Source organism: Hyphomonas sp. (genome assembly GCF_041398465.1).
Taxonomy (GTDB): Bacteria; Pseudomonadota; Alphaproteobacteria; order Caulobacterales; family Hyphomonadaceae; genus Hyphomonas.
In genome coordinates this window covers 550,497-569,189 of record NZ_JAWKUS010000002.1, presented here as the reverse complement: position 1 = coordinate 569,189, position 18,693 = coordinate 550,497, and the positions used below count along the sequence as shown (strand labels likewise).

The following is an 18,693-nucleotide window of genomic DNA, read 5'->3' as shown; positions in this document are numbered from 1 at the left end:
TTCGCCCCATTGTTCCAGCCAGTTACGGCCCTTATACTCCCTGAAACTTCAAGGAGACCCCCGGCATGGCCCCCAGCTGGATTCAAATGCTGATCGTTGTGATCGTCGCGCTGCTTCTGTTTGGCGGACGGGGCCGGATTTCCGGCATCATGACCGACATGGCCAAAGGCATCGGCGCCTTCCGCAAGGGCCTCAAGGACGAGGACGAACCCAAGGCGGTCAACAAAGACGACATGGTCGATGTCACGCCGCAGAAGGACGAAACCAAGGCTTCGTCCTGAGCTCTGACGGAGGGCGCACCCCATGCTGCCCGGAATCGGTTTTACCGAACTTATGGTGCTGGCCGTTGCGGCCCTGATTATCGTCGGTCCAAAGGACCTGCCGATGATGATGCGCCGTCTTGGCCAGTTCGTGGGCAAGGGCCGCGCCATGGCGCGCGAATTCCAGGCTGCCTTTGACGACATCGCGCGTCAGAGCGAGCTGGAAGACCTGCGCAAGGAAATCGAGGAACTGAAGATTTCCAATTCGCTGAAACAGGCGACCAGCGACCTTTCCGACTATGAGAAGGATGTGAACTCGGCCGTCATGGCGCAGTCGCGCTCTGAAGCGGCTGAAAAGCTCGCGAAACAATCGGCGCCGGAGACATCTGAGGCAACAGCCGAACCGGACGCGAAGCCCGAGGCCGGCACGGAACCAGAACCGAAGGGGGATCCGGCATGAGCCACACGCCCCCCAAGGACGAACAGCCCGAGATCGTGGATGAGGTGGAAACCTCCCGCGCGCCGCTGCTGGAGCACCTGACCGAGCTGCGCTCCCGGCTGATCTGGAGCCTGCTGGCACTGGCGGTCGCGACGATCGGCTGCTTCTTCTTCGCGCAGGCCATCTATGAATTCCTGCTCGATCCCTTTGCCCGCATGGCTCAGGAGATCCGCGGCGCAAAGCTGGACTTCATCTACACCGCGCCGATGGAGTTCTTCTTCGCCAAGCTGAAGCTTGCGCTGTTCGCAGGCATCTTCGTGGCGTTCCCCTTTGTCGCCTGGCAGGTCTATGCCTTCGTGGCGCCCGGCCTCTACAAGAATGAGCGCGGCGCATTCTGGCCATACCTCGTCCTGGCGCCGATGCTGTTCTCCGCCGGGGCGGCTTTCGTCTATTATGTCATGCTGCCGATGCTCGCACGCTTCACCGTGGGCATGGAGCTGACCGACAGCGAAGTTGCCAACATCACCATGTTGCCCAAGGTGGCCGACTACCTGTCGCTTGTGATGGCGCTGATGCTGGCTTTCGGCATTTCGTTCCAGCTGCCGCTGATCCTCACCCTGTTGGGCAAGATTGGCGTTGTCAGCTCCGAAGGCCTGTCGAAAGGGCGCAAGTTTGCCATTGTCGGCATTCTTGGATTTTCGGCGCTCTTTACGCCTCCGGATGCGATCTCGCAGATCCTGCTGGCGGCACCCGTGCTGTTCCTCTATGAAATCGGCATCCTGAGCGTGCGGATGATCGAGAAGAAAGAAGCCGAGCGGGAGGCTGCTTCCGCGGCGGAATGACCGTCTCGCTGTCCGGCGCGGTTGAAAAGACCGCGCGGATGTAGAACCTTACAAATGAGCCTGGCCTTGAGAAGCAAGGAGTAGACTGTGGCGCGCCTGAAGAGCGTACTGCTCGTGGATTTCGATAACATTTTCGCCGCCACGGGCATGGCCTTGGTCGACACGTTGCCGAAATGGCTTCTGTGGCTGACCGATGGCGCGCTGTCGGAGAAGGGACGCCGGCGCAAATTCGTTTCCAAGCGCGTCTACTGGAACAGCCAGTATGACGTTCACCGCGATGCCTTTCAGGCAGCGGGTTTTGAGACGTTCGACTGCCGGGCCCACGCCAAGACAAAGATCGCTTCAGGCAAATCCTCGGCCGACATCGTCATGACGATGGATGCGATTGAGCTGCGCCACGAGATGCGCGGTATCGACGAGATGGTCATCCTCACCACGGATTCCGATTTTGTGCCCGTGGTGAACCGGCTCCAGCTCGATGGTCTGCGTGTTGTGACTGCGGGCAAGGAAACCGACCCGACCTATGAACTCTACTCTCAACATGCCGATGGGGTGATCCATATTGGTGCGCTGAAGGCGGCGTTCGATTACGAGCGCACGCCGCGCAAATGGTACAAGCTGCGCTCAGATCCGCCGGTCATTGCCCCGTTGCGCCAGCAGGCAGAGCGCCGCTCGCCCCTGATGAAGAAAGTCCGCGACGCGGTTCGGACCGAGAAGTCAAATGGCACACCGGAAGCTGTCCTGCAGATGCGCCTTGCCGCAGATATCGTCATGCAACTCGGCGCCCGCACACCGGATCAGCCATTGCCGCGCAACAAGGTGATCCGCGCGCTGGAGGATATGGAAGGCTTCCAGACCAAGTATGGCAATCGGGTGAAGCCGTGGCTCGGCCAGAAGAACTTCAAGACGATGATGCTCAAGTTGTCGAAAGAGAACCCGGACATCGAGGTCACGGAACTCGCCGACAAGACTGTGCGGATCGTGTGCCGGGTTCGCGGGGCGCGCGGCCGCCGTGGGCGCATGGTCGGCGTGCCGTCGCCGCTGGCCCCGCCGCCAAAAAGGCCGGAACCGCCTCAGGAGACGGCTCAGCAGAAGCCTCCTGAGAAAACGAATGGGAAGGCGCCGGAAAAAGTGACCGAGGCTGCCGCCGGGAAGCCGGCAGAAAAGCCGGCTGCGGCTGAAACGCGAGTGGACGTGCCTGCCGCAGCGGATTAGAGGCAGGGGCTGAAGAAGACCCTAAAAGTCATCAAAGGCCCGCCACGATGTTTGATCTCCGCGCGATCCGCGAAAACCCTGAAGCCTTCCGCAAGGCCTGGAACCGGCGCAAGCCGGGCCTCGGCAATGCGGTGGACGATATTCACCGCCACGACGGCGCCCTGCGTACGGCCCTGACCGACAAGCAGGAAGCCGAAAAGCTGCGCAATGAAACGTCCAAACTGATCGGCAAGGCGAAGGCGTCTGGCGATGAGGCGGAGTTCGAGCGCCTGCGCGCGGTTGTGGCTGAAGCGAAAGACACGATCGAAGCCTGCGCCGAGCAGGAAGAGGCCGCCCGGGGCGAGCTGAACGAGCTGCTCTACGGCCTGCCGAACCTGCCGCTGGACGATGTGCCGGAAGGCCAGGACGAAGAAGGCAATGTCGAACAGCACCGCTGGGGCACGCCGAAAGGCATCAATGGGCCTAAGGACCACGCCGACCTCGGCGAAGCCCTCGGCATGATGGATTTCGAGACCGCCGCCAAGATGAGCGGCGCGCGCTTCGTGCTGCTCTCGGGCAAGCTCGCCCGGTTGGAGCGTGCACTCGCATCCTTCATGCTGGACCTGCAGACCCTCGAACATGGGTACACGGAATGCTCGCCGCCGCTTCTGGTGAAGGACCAGGCGCTGGTCGGCACAGGGCAATTGCCGAAATTTGCCGAAGATCTGTTCAAGACGACAGCGGATCACTGGTTGATTCCGACGGCAGAAGTGTCTCTCACAAACATCGTCCGTGAGACGATTATCGAGTCGGGCGAGCTGCCGAAGCGCTTCACGGCGCACACGCCGTGCTTCCGTTCGGAAGCGGGCAGTGCCGGGCGGGACACGAAAGGCATGATCCGCCTGCACCAGTTCAACAAGGTGGAACTCGTCTCCATCGTCGCGAACGAAGAAGAAGGCCTTGCCGAGTTGGAGCGCATGACGGCTTGCGCCGAGGAAGTGCTGAAGCGTCTCGACCTGCCGTTCCGCCGCATGCTGCTCTGCACGGGCGACATGGGAGCAGGGGCGCGCAAGACCTATGACCTCGAAGTCTGGCTGCCATCGCAGAACACCTATCGCGAGATCAGCTCTTGCTCCTATTGCGGGGACTTTCAGGCCCGCCGCATGGACGCGCGCTACCGCCCGGAAGCCGGTGCGAAGCCGGAATTCGTGCACACGCTGAACGGTTCCGGCCTCGCGGTCGGCCGCACGCTGGTCGCCGTGATCGAGAATTACCAGAACGAAGACGGCTCCATCACCGTCCCCGAAGCCCTGCGCCCGTACCTCGGCGGCCTTGAGGTGATCTCGTGAGAATCCTCCTCACGAATGATGACGGCATCAATGCCCCCGGCCTGTCGGTTCTGGAGGAGATCGCCAAGGAGCTTTCGGACGATATCTGGATTGCCGCGCCTGAAGAGGAACAGTCCGGCAAGGGCCGCGCGATCTCGCTGACGCATCCTGTGCGTACCCGCAAGGTCGGCGCCCGCGCCTTCGCGATCACCGGCACGCCGTCTGACTGTGTGCTGCTGGCAACGCATGACCTGATGCCCGAGAAGCCGGACCTTGTGCTCTCCGGCGTCAATCGCGGCCAGAACATCGCCGAGGATACGAGCTTTTCCGGCACGATCGCGGCGGCCATGTTCGGAATGCAGCTGGGCATTCCGTCGATTGCGCTCAGCCAGTCCCAGAATTTCCGGGACCGCGGCTCCCTGCCATGGGACACGGCGCGGACCTGGGGCGCAAAGACGCTGCGTCCGCTGCTCGACATCGGTTGGCCGGACGATGTGGTCATGAACGTGAATTTCCCGGACGTGGAGCCGGAGGACGTCCGCGGCGTGAAAATCACCCGGCAGGGCTTCCGCGATGAGTCGATCATCCACACAGACCGGCGCGAGGATTTGCGCGGCAACGATTATTATTGGATCGGCTACAAGGGCAAATTGTCGAAGCCTGACGAAGGAACTGACTTAAGAGCGATCTATGAGGGCTATGTTTCGGTGTCTCCGCTACATGTGGACTTGACGCACGAGGCGTTCCTCCAAAAGCTCCGGGAGTCATGGCAGGCCTGATCGCCGATCCCTTTCGAGCAGCCCGGCTCGTCCTCCACCTGCGGCAGGAGGGCGTGACCGATGACGGCGTGCTGCAGGCCATGGAAACCATCGACCGCGCCGCTTTCATCGACGATCCGGCCCTGTCCCAGCTCGCCTTCGAGAACGCCATGGTGCCGATTCCGTGCGGACAGATCATCCCACGCCCGGTCACCACGGGTCAGCTGATTCAGGCGCTGGATCTCAGAAAAGGTAATAATTCCCGTGTGTTGCTGGTCGGTGCGGGGTCCGGCTATACCGCCGCGCTGCTGGCACAGCTGGCCGCAGACGTGTTCGCCATAGAGCGCTTCAACATGCTGACGGAGGCGATCCGGCGGCGAATTGTGGACCTTGAACTCTCCAACCTGGCGGTGCGCAGCGGCGACGGCCTGCTCGGCTGGCTGGAGCGGGGGCCCTACGACCGCATCCTGCTGGCAGGGGCCGTAAAGGAGATTCCCGACGTCCTTCTGGGCCAGCTCGGCAAGGGCGGTGTTCTGGTCGCGCCGGTGGCCACATCCGACGGGCAGGTCCTGATGCGCCTGCACGAAAATGGTGAACGCGAGCGTTTAGGTTTCCGGCATGCGTTGCCGCTGTTGCGTGAGGGCCCTTCACAGGCGCTCTGACTGCGAATTCGCGCCTGCAGCCCTTGTTTGCCAATCCCCGCGGCCACAGCTATAGGGGCGTATCTTTTTCAGGGGCCAGAAGCGAGGAAAATCATGGCGAACAAGCACGTAGCGCTGCTTATCGGAGCGGTCCTGTCGGTGCTTCCGGCAGCAGCCCAGGAAGCAGGCGCCCGTCCGGGCGGCGGCCTGTTCGAACTGCTGATCATGCCGATCGGCCTGGTTGCCATCTTCTACTTCCTGCTGATCCGCCCGCAGCAGCAGCGCGCCAAGAAGCACTCCACGATGCTGACGGCCCTGAAGCGCGGTGACACGGTGGTTACCTCCGGCGGTCTCGTCGGCAAGGTGAACAAGGTGTTCGACGACGAAATTTCCCTCGACCTTGGCGAGAACGTGAAGGTTCGCGTCATCAAGACCATGGTCATCGAGGTGCGCGGCAAGGCCGAACCGGTCGCCGCAAACGACTAGGCCCAACGACTGAGCCTGACGCCCCCGGCGCGGCCATTCAAGGATTCCCACATGCTTCAGTTTCCACCCTGGAAGATCGGCCTGATCGCTGTAATTCTTCTATGGGGCGTCATCCTGGCGCTTCCGAACGTGGCGAACATGTCCGGTGCGCCGGGCTGGATGCCGAAGAAAGGCGTCAATCTGGGGCTGGACCTTCAGGGCGGCGTCTACCTGATGATGGAAATCGAGTCGGATGAAGTGGTCGCCAACCGGCTGGACGTGCTGTCGCGCGATGTGTCCTCAGCGCTGACCACGCCGGCTTCGGACCGGATCTTCAACCTGCCGGAAGTCAAAGGGACGGAACTGGTCGTGCGCCTGACCCGCCCGGATACTGATGGGAATTACCGAACCGAAGATGCGCTGAAGCGCTTGCAGAAGCTGAACGGCCCCGTCGGCGGCGTCATTGGCGGCGCGCAGCTGTATGAAATGCGCATCTCGGGTAAGGACACAATCACGATCACCGTCCCGCAGGCAGCTGAAGAAGCCCTGCTGAAGGACGCGCTCGGCAAGACGATGACCATCGTTCGCCGCCGCGTCGATCCGGAAGGTGTGTCGGAAATCTCGATCACGCCGCAGGGTATCAACCGCATCATCCTTGAGGCCCCGGGCGAACCGGATCCGCAGCGCCTGAAGGACCTGTTGAACCGCGATGGCCGGATGACCTTCAATCTGGTCGATTCCAGCCCCGCAGCGATCCAGGCCGCACAGGCTGGCGCCGTGAAGCCGGGTTACCGTCTTCTGACCGGTGACCAGACAGGGCCTCTGCTGGTCAACAATATTCCGGAGATCGTCGGCTCTGATGTCGCCAATGCGGCGCAGGGCTTTGACGAACAGAACCGTCCGCAGATCACCTTCCGCCTGAATGGCAACGGTGCCCGCAAGTTCTACGAAACAACGGCCAAGAACACCGGCAAGCAGTTCGCCATCGTGCTGGACGATCACGTCATGTCGGCCCCGAACATCAACGAGCCGATCCCGGGTGGTAACGTCCGCATCACCGGTAACTTTACCCAGCAGGAAGCCATCGACCTCGCCGCCATCATCGAGGCAGGCGAAATGCCGGCCAAGCTGCAATTCCTCGACCAGCGGACCGTCAGCCCGACGCTCGGGCAGGACTCGATCAATGCCGGCTATTCGGCCGCCCTGATCGGCCTCGCTGCCGTGGCCGTGTTCATGGTCATGGTCTATGGCGTGCTCGGCTTTTTCGCCGTGTTGTCTTTGGCCACGAACATCATCCTGATCTTTGCCGGGCTTTCGGGCGTCGGCGCCACGCTGACCCTGCCAGGCATCGCGGGTATCATCCTGACCATCGGTATGGCCGTGGATGCCAACGTGCTGGTGTTCGAACGGATCCGTGAAGAGCAGGGAGAGGGCCGCTCGCCCTGGACAGCGACGCAGGCTGGCTATGAGCGCGCTCTGTCGACCATCATGGACGCGAACGTCACTACGCTCATCGCGGCAATGATCCTCTACCTTCTGGGCTCCGGCCCGGTGAAAGGCTTTGCCGTGACTCTGTCCATCGGTGTCGTGACGTCGGTGTTCACCGCTTATGTCGTTACCCGGATGATCACGGTCGGTTACATGAAACTGCTGAAACCCAAGCGGTTCGGAATTTAGGGGCAGGAGAGACGCGATGCTGATCAAGTATTGGCCCGAACGGACGAACGTCCCCTTCATGAACCTGCGGATTGCGGGGGCTCTGTTCTCGATGATCCTGATTGCTGCTTCGGCGTTCCTGCTCGGAACGCGCGGTCTGAACTTTGGCGTCGACTTTGCCGGCGGCACCGTGATGGAACTGGCCAAGACCGATGCGGTCACCGTGCCGGCTGTCCGTGCCGCCATGCCGATCAATGCCGAGGTCAATAGCGCCAGCGGCACGGACGGACGCGAGATCGTCGTGGTGAAATTCGGCGAAGCGCCTCCGGATCTCCTGGGCGATGACTTCCAGTCGCTGACGGACGAGCAGAAGGCGGAGCGTGCCTCCGGCGCGACGAACGAATTGATCGTCCGCACGCTTTCCGAGGCCTTCGATCTCAGCGTCGAAAACGGTGATTTCCTGCGCAACGACTCGGTGGGTCCGAAAGTCTCGAAAGAGCTGTTCACGGACGGGATCACGGCGCTGGTCGTCGCGCTGGCCATGATGCTCGTCTATATCTGGTTCCGCTTCCAGTGGCAGTTCTCTGTCGGTGCCATCGCAGCGCTGGCGCACGACGTCATCATCACGCTCGGCATGTTTGCGCTGCTGCGGATCGAGTTCAACCTGACGTCCATCGCGGCCCTGCTGACCATCATCGGTTATTCCATGAACGACACGGTCGTCGTGTTCGACCGCATCCGGGAAGACCGCCGCAAGTACAAGAAGATGCCAGACCGGCAGGTCATCGACCTCGCTCTGAACACGACGCTGTCGCGTACCTTGCTGACCTCCGGCACGACGCTGATCTCGCTATGCGCGATCTATTTCCTTGGCGGCCCGGTGCTGCAGGGCATGAGCTTTGCGCTGATCTTCGGTATCTTTATCGGTACCTATTCGTCGATCTTCATCGCTTCGGCACTCGTCCTGTCGCTCGGCATGGACTTCACCAAGAAGGCGGTCGAGGAAGTGCAGGGCTTTACCGGCGTCTGACCGCCGGGCCTCACTGGCCCAGCATCACGATCCGGTCGCACAGCGCATCGATCGCCTTTTCCGGTGTATCGCTGTGAACAAGCGCTTCGCGGAAGCTTTCCGGCGTGAACTTGCCGTCGATGATGTGGCCCATCAGCTCGAAGAAGGGCGTCCAGAAGCCGTCCTCGTCCAGGAAGGCCATCGGCTTTGCGTGCAGGCCGAGGCGGGCCCATGACAGGATCTCGACAGCCTCTTCCAGCGTGCCGATGCCGCCCGGTAGCACGATGAACGCGTCCGACTCCTCGAACATCATCTGCTTGCGGGTGTGCATGTCCTCGACGATGCGGTGCTCCACATCCTCGTAGATCATCTCCTTGGTCAGCAGGAAGCGCGGCATGATGCCGAGCACGTCGCCCGCCGATTCGTGTGCCGCCCGGGCGCAGGCGCCCATCAGGCCGACACCGCCGCCGCCATAGACCAGACGGATGTCGCGCCGGGCCAGCTCCCGCCCCAGCCGTTCGGCCAGCGCGATATAGTCCGGGCGCACCTCGCTGGAGGCGCCGCAATACACACAGACCGACCGCAAATTCGACATCCCCTGAACCTCGTTTTCTTTTCTCATTCCTTCCCTCATATGGGGCGCCTTTTGCCCGCGCCAGCGCGAAATTCAGGCGATTTCAGGCCCAAAGCCGCGCTTCCGGGTTTCCTGCGGGCTCAAACGGCCCCATATCCAGATGGATGAGTCCTCCGCACGCCAGCCAGAACCACGACAAGATCGAAAGCGCCGATGGCGGCCTCGGCCCGTCGATTTCGCGTATCCTGAAGCTGCTCTGGCGGCCGGAACTGGCGAAGTGGCGCCCGGTGATCGCCATCGCCATCGTGCTGACGCTCGGCGCCTCCGTGCTGGAAGTTGTCTCGCCGCTGGTCGTTGGCCATGCGATCAACCAGGTCGCCCCGTCCGGCGGCGCTGCGGCAGCCTTCGGCACAGCGGCCATCTGGCTCGCCTTCGGGATCGGTGTGCGCTTCGCCGCGGGCGCCATGCCCCAGCTGCGCGACTGGCTGTTCTCCCCGGTCAGCCAGGATGCCCAGCGCCTCGCCAGTGTGGACGCGTTCGGCCATGCCCAGATGCTGTCGCTGAACTTCCACCAGACCCGCCGCACCGGCGCGCTCAACCGGGTGATCGAGCGCGGCGCCAGCGCTATCGACTACCTGATCCGCTTCCTGGCCTTCAATATCGGGCCCACCTTTGTGCGCCTGATCCTGGCCTCCATCGCACTCGGCCTCGCCTATGATTACAAGCTGTCGCTGATCGCGGTCGCCACCATCGCGGTCTATGTCGTCGCCACGGTCATCATCACCGAATGGCGTGTGCGCCAGCGCCGCAAGATGAACGAGGCGGACACGCATTTCCGCGCCACCTCGGTCGATATCCTCACCAATTTCGAAACGGTGAAATCCTTCGCCGCCGAGCGCCGCGAAACCGCCCGCTTCGGCAAGGCGATGGCCAATTACAACCACCATTATGTCGAGACCGTCCGGTCCATGTACATCCTGAACGCCACGCAGGCCTTCGTGATGAATGCCGGCCTTGCGGCGGTGCTGGTCCTGTCAGCCTGGAACGTCATCAACGGCACGATGCAGATCGGCGACCTGACGGCGGTCATGCTGATGATGCTGTCGCTCTATGCGCCGTTGAACATCCTCGGCTGGGCCTGGCGGGAGATCAAGCAGGGCGCGGTCGACCTCGAAAAGCTCTACGGCCTGCTCGACATGAAGCCCGAAATCACCGACGCGCCTGACGCCATCGAGCTTGCGCATCCGGTCGGCAGCGTGAAGTTCGAGAACGTCTCCTTCAGCCACGAAGGCCGCGCCGTCGGCGTGCAGGACATCAGCTTCGATCTGGAACCCGGCAAGAAGATCGCCTTTGTCGGTACATCCGGCGCAGGCAAGTCGACCCTGCTGAAACTCCTGTTCCGCTTCTACGATGTGAAATCCGGCCGTGTGCTGGTCGATGGCCATGACGTGCGGGACCTGACACAGGAATCGCTGCGCCGCGCGCTCGGCCTTGTGCCGCAGGACGTGGTCCTCTTCAACGACACGATCCGCAGCAACATTGCCTACGCCCGGCCCGATGCGACGGACGAGGAAGTGCGCGACGCTGCCCGCCGGGCGCAGCTGCTGGACTTCATCGATGCTTTGCCGGATGGCTGGAACACGCGCGTCGGCGAGCGCGGCCTGAAACTTTCCGGCGGCGAGAAACAGCGCGTCGGCATCGCCCGTGTCATTCTCTCCGATCCGGCGATCCTCGTGCTGGACGAGGCGACCTCTGCCCTCGACAGCGCCACCGAACAAGCCGTTCAGGAAGCCCTCGACGAAGCCTCCCAGGGCCGCACCACGCTGATGGTGGCCCACCGCCTGTCCACGGTGAAATCCGCCGACGAAATCCTCGTTCTGGAAGCCGGTCAGGTAATCGAGCGGGGCGACCACGCGACCCTGCTGTCAAAGCACGGGAAATATGCTGATATGTGGGAAAGACAGGCCCGCAGTGCGAATCTCGAACTCGCGGCCGAATAGGGCTGAAAAGAAAGCGTTCTGAATCATGGATGACCTGGAGCACAAGTCCACGCCCTGGCTGAGTGGCGGTTTCGACATCGAAGGCATCGTCGTGGCCTTTGCCGTGTTCCTCGGTGCGCTGCTGCTCGGCTGGCTGTGGGCGCCGCTTTTCTGGCTCGGCTTTATCGCGTTCGGTGCAACCCTGCTGGCCACGCGCTGGTCCCAGCGGACCCCGCCGGAACTGGCGAGCGGCATCGTTGCGCCGTGTGACGGCATCGTCGTTTCAGTGACCCAGATGGAGGCGCCGCCGGAATTGCGCTTCCACACGCCTGTGGTCACCCGTGTGCGCATTTCGTCGGCGCCGGTTTCTACCAACAAGATCTACACGCCGATTTCCGGCAGCCTGGAACATGTCACGCTGGAGGAGGGCGACTCGTCTATCCCGATTGCCATGCGGGCAGACGATGAGGGCCTCGCGCGTGCCTGGCTCTGCTTCGAAAGCCACAGCCAGCAGGTCGGCATCCGGCTTGCCTCCGGCGGCTTCGGCCCGCGCATCGAGATCGACATGAATGCCGGTGACATTGCCCGCCTCGGCAAACCGTGCGGCACGCGCCGTCTGGGCGGCTGGTGCGACCTCTACATTCCGGTCAGCTCCGGCAAGCTGATCTGGCCCGGCCAATCGCTGGTGGGCGGAGAGACCGTGATCGGACGCCTCCGCTCCGATGCACACGACGCGGATGATGACGATATCGAAGAGGCATTTGAAATCCAGCGCGAGGCCGCGGCAGGCGTTGCGGAGGAAGACCCCTTCGAACCGGTGCTCGCTGAAGAAGATGAAGACGACGAGCAATATGTCTCGCCTGAGGATGCCGACGTTTCGGAAGAAGACCCGGCCATCCTCTTCGCCCGCCTCCGCGAAGCCGCCCGCCGCTCCGAAGAAGGCGATTGATCCGCTATAGTCCGGTATAGTCATGGCTGGTCATGCATGATCATGCCGGAGACATGATTTGTGCGCCGCTGGTCATGCGCATGTCAGAATGGATAGGTCAGGACCATTTCTCCACCCCCGCAGACCCCTGCGCAGGCAGGCATCTTCGGCAAGTGGGGTAGGGGTGAGTTCGTCGGATAAGCCTCCGTGCCACTCTCCCCGCCATGACAGACCGCACCGCTTACCTCTCTCAGGCTTTCAACACGCTCGCCCGCGCAATCGCGAAGGCGGGCGTGAATGTCGATCTCTACAAGACGCCTGAAACGATCTCGAAATCGGTGAACCGGCGTGTGCGCGCGGAGTTGAAACGGTTGGCCGTGCTGCTCCGCCGTCTGATCTTCCTGCTGGCGCTGCAGATGGATCTCGCGCCGCTGAAGCCGCGCATCGGCAGCAACTATTACGCGCCGAAGACTCCCGACGCCGAATACCGCTACATCTTCACCATGGTGCCTGCGCCATCGCGGCCTTGCCCACACTTCCTGAAAGGCCCGGTGATGCTGCCCGTGCCCGGACCCGTCCCCGCCGCGCCGCTGATCGCGCGGTGGCAGGCCATGCTGGACACGATGAAACATCACAAGCGCCGGGCGAGATGCCTGGCCCGCACGATCCAGCGCTGGCAGGCGGCTGGCGAAGCCCGGCCGCATGTGCCGCCCATCCCGAACACGCACCGGATGCTGGCTGCCGTGGCCCTCGTCTCGGGCGGGCTCACCGTTCAGCTGATCGAAGCGCTGAAGGCCTGGCCGGATCCCGATACGGGCTGAGGTCTCTCCAAAATCAGGACTTTTGCCGGAACGCGCCCCGCGCTTCCGGGCGAATGTGCTGGCGGATACGCTTACTCCGTCTCCGGACCACCTGTGAGCGCCAGTAGATGAAGCACATCGCTTTCCAGCCGGGCACGTTGTTCCGCCACCATCCGTTCCGCCGATATGTAAGCGCGGCGGCCGTTCAGGAATTCGGTGATCGTGATCTCGCCATACTCATAGCCCTTCTGGATCGTTTCCAGGATCTTCCGGGAAGACTCAGCCGTTTCGAGGGACTTCTCATAAAGCGTCATCGAAGCGCCAAGGGACTGCCGGGCAGACTGCACCGCCTGGAAGGCCTCGCGCTGGGCGGTCACCCGGTCGAGTTCCGCAACGGTGGCGCTGGCGGACATTTCCTGCGCATAGGCACGCCGGGCCGAGCCGCCAATGGGAATGCTGACCCGCGCCATGACGCTGGTTTCGGCGCCGCCGAACTCGTTGCCGAAATCGAGACCGAAGGTGGGATCCGGACGCTTCTCCATCCGCGCCCGCTGGGCCTTCAGCCGGGCCTGTTCGGCAACAAGGCCCGCGCGGCGATAAGCCGGCATAGTCTCGATATCAGATTCAAACAGCGGATCGATCATGTCACCCGAAACATCCAGCGACGTCGTCCGCTCTGGAAAAACGAGATCCGGGTACCGCGCCACAAGCGCAGCGCGGGCAACCTTCGCCGCTGTGCTGTCCTGTTCGGCCTGCAGCTGCAGCAAGCCTGCTTCGGCGGCCAGTTGATCTGCCCGGATCTGGCGTTCTGCGCCTTTGTCGACGGCGATCTGCTGCAGCTCGGCAATCCGCTGTGCTTCCGCGGCCTGGGAAGCGGAGGATTCCGACAGGAGATCGGACCGGCGCCATGCGCTCCACAGCGCCGCGAACATTTCGCGCTCGGCAAACAGGGACTGGTCGAGCCCGGTTCCGGCAAGGTCGATCTCCAGCTGCGCCAGACTGGAGTCCACCTGCCGTTTGCCCGGCAGGCGAACGGTGCGGGAAATCCCGGCAGACCATTCCGTGTACCGGCTTTCGGAGGCGAGCGGATCGTCGATCTTCCGCTGGCCGCCGCTGGCATTGACCTCGAACTCATACGGTCCGGAGGCGATGCGATTGGCGGAGGCATTCGCCCGGTCTACATCCGCTCTTGCGGATTGGTATGCCGGACTTGTGCGGATCGCCTGTTCCATCAGGTCCACAACCGGATCGGTTTGCCCGGCGGCGGGCTGGGCGAGGAAAAGCGTGCCGGCGAGGGCAGCGGCAATAAGAGGAAGTTTCATTGGAGGCGTCCAAAATCGAGTATGGGTTCGATCCAGTAAGAGATCTGGCGGCGCGGGCAGGCCTGGCGAACGGCTTCCAGAACCATTGGTATGACATTCTCCGGCAGGACCATCTGCACAGTGAAGATCTTCATCGCGCCTTTCACCTTCTCTGCGGTGGAGGCGAGGTCCATGGAGCTGCCGCGGCCGAGGCCGTCGTGGCTGGTATAGCCGGGCAGCGGCGGGTCCAGTCCGTCTAGCGTGTCGAGCAGGGTGGGCTCGATGCTTCTGGGGCAGACGAGCGTCAGTTTGCGTAGGGGCGAATCCATTTGACCTCTCCTTGCGGCACACCCGAAGGCGTGCGGTCGACACCGAAGCGGCGGTAGAGCACCGGCAGAAGGAACAGTGTCAGAATGGTGGATGAGACGAGCCCGCCGACCACGACGATCGCCAGCGGACGCTGGAGTTCCGATCCCGGGCCATGGGCGAACAGGAGCGGGACAAGGCCAAGGGCGGCAGCGGCGGCGGTCATGAGGACGGGGCGAAGCCGGCGCTCAGCGCCCTGACGAACGGCCTGCTCCGTATCGAGACCGAGTGCGCGAAGGTCGTTGAAGCAGGTGACCAGAACCAGCCCGTTCAGCACGGCGATGCCGAGCAGGGCGATGAAGCCCACAGATGCCGGAACTGAAAGGTACTCGCCCGAAAGGCTGAGCGCGATGATCCCGCCAACCAGTGCGAAGGGGATATTCAACAGGATCAACAGCGCCTGTCGCATGGATCTCAGCGTGCCAAACAGGACGACAAAGATCAGGCCCAGAGACAGCGGCACCATCAGGGACAAGCGGGCCGAGGCCCGGCGCTGGTTCTCGAACTCCCCTCCGAACTCAAGCGTATATCCGGCCGGCAGCGGACCCATCGCGTCCACAGCAGCCTGCGCATCGGCCACGAAGCCAACCAGGTCGCGGCCAGAGACAAAGGCCTGTACCACCGCGTACCGGGAACCATTTTCACGCGCGACGGAGGCAAGTCCTGCAACTCGTGAGACCGTGGCCACGTCGGAGAGCCGTACCATCTCGCCAGCGGCGTTCACGATCAGCAGGTTCCCGAAGTCATGCGCCGCGCTGCCTGCCGATTGGTCATTGCGGATGATGATCGGCGTCCGGCGGCCCGGTTCAATCACTTCACCGGCCATCACGCCTTCCAGCCGCGAGCGGAGTTCGTCCTGGATGGTGATAACGTCGAGGCCGAGGCGCCCAGCCTGGATCGGGTCGATATCCACCTGCAGGTATTCGGAGACGTCATTGGACGCGGTGAACACGTCCGATGCGCCGGGAACGGTCGAGATTGCCTGTTCGACCCGGCCGGCCAGGTCGGCCAGTTCATTGGAGTCCGGGCCGAAGATCTTCACGGCCAGGTCACCCCGGGAACCGGTCAGCATTTCGGAGACACGCATTTCAATCGGCTGGGTGAAAGAGGATTCGATGCCGACAAAATCGTCCATGACATTGCGGACTTCGCCCACGAGCCATTCCGTATCCGGGCCCCGCCATTCTTCGCGCGGCGCAAGTTCGAGGAACATGTCGGCTTCATTCAGGCCCATCGGGTCAAGGCCGAGCTCGTCAGAACCAATCCGGCCGACGATGTGCTTGACTTCCGGAACCTTTTCCAGGATGGCGGCCTGTGCGCGCATGGCGTCGGCCTCACTCTGGTTGAGGTTGATGGAGGGCAGGGCAGCAAGCTGCATCACGACCGAGCCTTCGTTCATCGTCGGCATGAAAGTCTTGCCGGTCGCAGAGTAGGCGAGGGCGGCAAACACGACACTGATCGCCGCAACCGCATAAACGATCACGGGCGTATTGAGCACGCGGTTCAACAGGCTGCGATAGGCGGGTGTCAGTATACGCATCAGGAAGGTTTCATGAGTGCCCGAAGACTTCAGGAGATATGATGCGAGCACAGGGATCAGCGTGCAGGCCAGCAACAAGGCCGAGCCCAAGGCAAACACGATCGCCAGAGCCACAGGTGCAAACAGCTTGCCTTCCAGTCCCTGAAGCGTGAGCAGTGGAACGAACACAAGACAGATGATGAAAATGCCCGAAGCGGTCGGCAGGGCGACCTCGGAGGCCGCACGGTAGATTACGTGCAGCTTGCTGGACTTCGGATTTTCGTGAAGCCGTTCCACTGCATTTTCCGTCACCACAATGGCCCCATCGACGATCATACCGATGGCGATGGCCAAGCCGCCGAGGCTCATCAGGTTCGCCGACAGACCGAACAGTTTCATCAGCAGGAAGGTGGCCAGAGCCGATGCTGGCAGGATCAACGTCACAACGAAAGCGGCGCGAAGATCCCCAAGGAAAACGACGAGAAGTACGATCACCAGGACGACGGCGATGAGCAGGGCTTCAGTCACCGTCCAAACCGCTTTTTCAATGAGGTCAGAGCGATTGTAGAAGACTTCAATCTTCACGCCTTCCGGAAGGCTGCTTTCCAATTCGGTCAGTTTGTCTTCCACGCCTTTGACGACTATCCGGGCATCCGCGCCCCTGAGAGCGACAACGATGCCCTCAACGGCTTCACCCGTGCCGTCCCGGGTGACGGAGCCATAGCGGGTGAGGCTTCCAAGCTGAACGGTGGCGATGTCGCGCAGGCGAAGGACCTGGCCATCCGTTTCGCGGACGACCAGCGCGCCGATGTCGTTCTCGTTCTCGGTTGCGCCGATGGAGCGAACGACAAGCGCCTCTTCGCCTTCGGACATCCGGCCCGCGCCATCATTCCGGTTGTTGTTCTCAAGTGCGGTGCGGATATCGTCGAGGCTGATGCCGGCCATCGCCATCACCGCTTCATCAGGAGCGATGGTGAATGTCCGTACCCGGCCGCCTAGGGCATTGACATCCGCAACACCCGGCAGAGTGCGCAGGGCCGGGCGGATCACCCAGTCGAGCAGGGAGCGGCGCTCTTCCAGCGAGAGACTGTCACTCTCGATTGTGAACATGAAGACTTCCGACAAGGCGGTGGAAATCGGCGCGAGTCCGCCGGAAACCGTCTCGGGGAAATCGCCGCTGACCGCGGTCAGGCGTTCGGAGACCTGCTGGCGCGCCCAGTAGATGTCAGTGCCTTCCTTGAAGTCGATCGTGATGTCAGCGATCGCATACTTCGCCTTGGCGCGCATGATCGTCTGATCGGGAATGCCGAGCAGTTCCATTTCCAGTGGCCGGACCACGCGGGATTCGACCTCTTCCGGCGTCATGCCTGGCGCCTTGAGGATGATCTTGACCTGAGTGGGGGCAATCTCGGGGAAAGCGTCGATTGGCAGTTTGGCGGAGGCGTAAAGGCCCGACACCGCCAGCAGGAGCGCTGCACCCAGGATAAAGATCCGCTGGGTCAGCGAAAAGGAGACAAGGCGATCCAGCACGGTCCTCAGACTCCTTCGGCGAGGTTCTTGAGCGCGGCAAGGCCGGAGACGGCAACCTGGTCTCCGGGGGAGACGCCGCCACTCAGCACCGCGTCTTCGCGGCTGCGCGTCACCACGCGGACTTCCATGCGGCGGAATCCGTCGCCGGTGTCAACGAAGACGCAGTCAGTGCCGTTGATACGGACAATGGCGCGGGCCGGGACAATGAGGTTGTCTTCCTGCCCGGCTGAATCGAGTGAAAGGTTGACCAACTGGCCGAGGCGCCAGGGAGTCGAGGCTGGCAGTTCGATCTTTATCCGGACAGATTGCAGGCGGGCATCGACTGTCGGGTCGATCGCGACCACAGTGCCTTTATCGGCGGCCCCCGAAAGGGAAACGCTTGAGCCGAGGGAGAAATTGTTCGCCGCGCGTTCGGGCACGGCGACGTCCAGCCAGTAGCGCTTTCCGTCAAAGATCGAGAGAAACGGTTCGGACATGCCAACAGCTTCTCCTGCGCCTACTGACACGTTGGCGACGGTGCCGGTGGCAGGGGCAACGAGCTTGAAGCGGCCGGCTTCTCCTGTGCCGCGAACGGCATTGAGGCGGCGCTGGGAGGCAGCGAGGTTCAGGTGCGCGGTCTTCGCGTCATGCTCTGCTTCATCCGCTTCCTGGGCTGAGCGCAGGCCAAGCTCGCGAAGTTCGGTAACGCGCTCGAGCAGGTGATCCATATGCTCTGCCATGATGCGCTCGGATTCCAGTTCCGCGCGGGCCGTTTCGTATTCGGGGCTGTAGAGCAGGGCGACCGGGTCTCCGGCTTTCACCTGCATGCCAGGAATAACCAGAGGCTCCAGCAGAACCGCTTCGAACGGGCTGGCGACGGGGGAAGAGTTTCCCGGTGGCGCAATGACCGTCCCGAAAGTCCGTGTGCCCTCGATGGCGCTTTCGGTGCGAACCATCTCGGTCGAAATGCCGAGTGCCTTCCGGCTGGCGGCAGAGACTTCAACCGTCTGTGAAAGTGCCGGTTCAGCCAATATTGCCAGGGAGGTTACCGCCAGCGCGGTGCGCAATACCCAATTCACCATCGTCTTCTCGCCGTGTCGTGGTTTCTGTCCATGACGGCGTTCT

The 18,693-nt window shown here is 62.5% G+C and carries 18 protein-coding genes; 13 read left to right on the top strand and 5 right to left on the bottom strand.

What is annotated here, in order from left to right; all coding sequences use genetic code 11:
* Window positions 1-65 precede the first annotated feature (65 nt).
* The 10 genes from R3C98_RS09280 to secF all read left to right on the top strand — a co-directional run bounded on the left by R3C98_RS09280 (window position 66) and on the right by secF (window position 8,613).
* Window positions 66-281 (top strand): Sec-independent protein translocase TatA, encoded by a 216-nt coding sequence (locus R3C98_RS09280; protein ID WP_371313828.1) that lies wholly within the window; start codon window positions 66-68, stop codon window positions 279-281.
* Between the two features lie 22 nt (window positions 282-303).
* Window positions 304-720 carry a Sec-independent protein translocase protein TatB gene (gene tatB, locus R3C98_RS09275; RefSeq protein ID WP_371313827.1) on the top strand — a complete coding sequence of 139 codons (417 nt, stop codon included), beginning with the start codon at window positions 304-306 and terminating at the stop codon, window positions 718-720.
* Window positions 717-1,541 (top strand): twin-arginine translocase subunit TatC, encoded by an 825-nt coding sequence (gene tatC, locus R3C98_RS09270; protein ID WP_371313826.1) that lies wholly within the window; start codon window positions 717-719, stop codon window positions 1,539-1,541. The genes tatB and tatC overlap by 4 nt, the downstream gene beginning before the upstream one ends.
* Before the next feature lie 87 nt (window positions 1,542-1,628).
* Window positions 1,629-2,756 carry an NYN domain-containing protein gene (locus R3C98_RS09265; RefSeq protein WP_371313825.1) on the top strand — a complete coding sequence of 376 codons (1,128 nt, stop codon included), beginning with the start codon at window positions 1,629-1,631 and terminating at the stop codon, window positions 2,754-2,756.
* A gap of 47 nt (window positions 2,757-2,803) precedes the next feature.
* Window positions 2,804-4,084 carry a serine--tRNA ligase gene (gene serS, locus R3C98_RS09260; RefSeq protein ID WP_371313824.1) on the top strand — a complete coding sequence of 427 codons (1,281 nt, stop codon included), beginning with the start codon at window positions 2,804-2,806 and terminating at the stop codon, window positions 4,082-4,084.
* Window positions 4,081-4,842 carry a 5'/3'-nucleotidase SurE gene (gene surE, locus R3C98_RS09255; RefSeq protein ID WP_371313823.1) on the top strand — a complete coding sequence of 254 codons (762 nt, stop codon included), beginning with the start codon at window positions 4,081-4,083 and terminating at the stop codon, window positions 4,840-4,842. Before serS ends, surE begins: the two co-directional genes overlap by 4 nt.
* Window positions 4,830-5,483 (top strand): protein-L-isoaspartate(D-aspartate) O-methyltransferase, encoded by a 654-nt coding sequence (locus R3C98_RS09250; protein ID WP_371313822.1) that lies wholly within the window; start codon window positions 4,830-4,832, stop codon window positions 5,481-5,483. The genes surE and R3C98_RS09250 overlap by 13 nt, the downstream gene beginning before the upstream one ends.
* A 93-nt stretch (window positions 5,484-5,576) precedes the next feature.
* Complete coding sequence (gene yajC, locus R3C98_RS09245) at window positions 5,577-5,948, top strand: preprotein translocase subunit YajC (RefSeq protein WP_371313821.1); 372 nt, start codon at window positions 5,577-5,579, stop codon at window positions 5,946-5,948.
* Between the two features lie 51 nt (window positions 5,949-5,999).
* The gene (gene secD, locus R3C98_RS09240) at window positions 6,000-7,604 is read left to right on the top strand and encodes a protein translocase subunit SecD (protein WP_371313820.1); all 1,605 of its coding nucleotides are present in this window, start codon (window positions 6,000-6,002) and stop codon (window positions 7,602-7,604) included.
* Between the two features lie 16 nt (window positions 7,605-7,620).
* Window positions 7,621-8,613 (top strand): protein translocase subunit SecF, encoded by a 993-nt coding sequence (gene secF / locus R3C98_RS09235; RefSeq protein WP_371313819.1) that lies wholly within the window; start codon window positions 7,621-7,623, stop codon window positions 8,611-8,613.
* 10 nt (window positions 8,614-8,623) lie between these two features.
* On the opposite strand, the gene R3C98_RS09230 is transcribed toward secF, so the two are convergent.
* Complete coding sequence (locus R3C98_RS09230) at window positions 8,624-9,214, bottom strand: TIGR00730 family Rossman fold protein (protein WP_371313818.1); 591 nt, start codon at window positions 9,212-9,214, stop codon at window positions 8,624-8,626.
* Window positions 9,215-9,330: 116 nt separating this feature from the next.
* Between R3C98_RS09230 and R3C98_RS09225 the strand changes: the two genes are divergently transcribed.
* From R3C98_RS09225 to R3C98_RS09215, 3 genes are all read left to right on the top strand, one after another.
* The gene (locus R3C98_RS09225) at window positions 9,331-11,166 is read left to right on the top strand and encodes an ABC transporter ATP-binding protein/permease (protein ID WP_371313817.1); all 1,836 of its coding nucleotides are present in this window, start codon (window positions 9,331-9,333) and stop codon (window positions 11,164-11,166) included.
* 25 nt (window positions 11,167-11,191) lie between these two features.
* Window positions 11,192-12,094: a phosphatidylserine decarboxylase gene (locus tag R3C98_RS09220; protein WP_371313816.1), complete on the top strand. Its 903-nt coding sequence runs from the start codon at window positions 11,192-11,194 to the stop codon at window positions 12,092-12,094.
* A gap of 203 nt (window positions 12,095-12,297) precedes the next feature.
* Complete coding sequence (locus R3C98_RS09215) at window positions 12,298-12,894, top strand: hypothetical protein (protein WP_371313815.1); 597 nt, start codon at window positions 12,298-12,300, stop codon at window positions 12,892-12,894.
* Between the two features lie 71 nt (window positions 12,895-12,965).
* Here R3C98_RS09215 and R3C98_RS09210 read toward each other — a convergent pair whose 3' ends face one another.
* Genes R3C98_RS09210 through R3C98_RS09195 form a run of 4 tightly spaced genes read right to left on the bottom strand, consistent with a single transcriptional unit; the run spans window position 12,966 to window position 18,650 of the window.
* A complete protein-coding gene (locus R3C98_RS09210; RefSeq protein ID WP_371313814.1) occupies window positions 12,966-14,195 on the bottom strand; it encodes a TolC family protein in 1,230 nt (409 codons plus the stop codon).
* Complete coding sequence (locus R3C98_RS09205; RefSeq protein ID WP_371313813.1) at window positions 14,192-14,503, bottom strand: DUF3240 family protein; 312 nt, start codon at window positions 14,501-14,503, stop codon at window positions 14,192-14,194. Before R3C98_RS09205 ends, R3C98_RS09210 begins: the two co-directional genes overlap by 4 nt.
* Window positions 14,479-17,589 (bottom strand): efflux RND transporter permease subunit, encoded by a 3,111-nt coding sequence (locus R3C98_RS09200; RefSeq protein WP_371313812.1) that lies wholly within the window; start codon window positions 17,587-17,589, stop codon window positions 14,479-14,481. The genes R3C98_RS09205 and R3C98_RS09200 overlap by 25 nt, the downstream gene beginning before the upstream one ends.
* A 5-nt stretch (window positions 17,590-17,594) precedes the next feature.
* Window positions 17,595-18,650 (bottom strand): efflux RND transporter periplasmic adaptor subunit, encoded by a 1,056-nt coding sequence (locus R3C98_RS09195; protein ID WP_371313811.1) that lies wholly within the window; start codon window positions 18,648-18,650, stop codon window positions 17,595-17,597.
* Window positions 18,651-18,693: the final 43 nt, after the last annotated feature.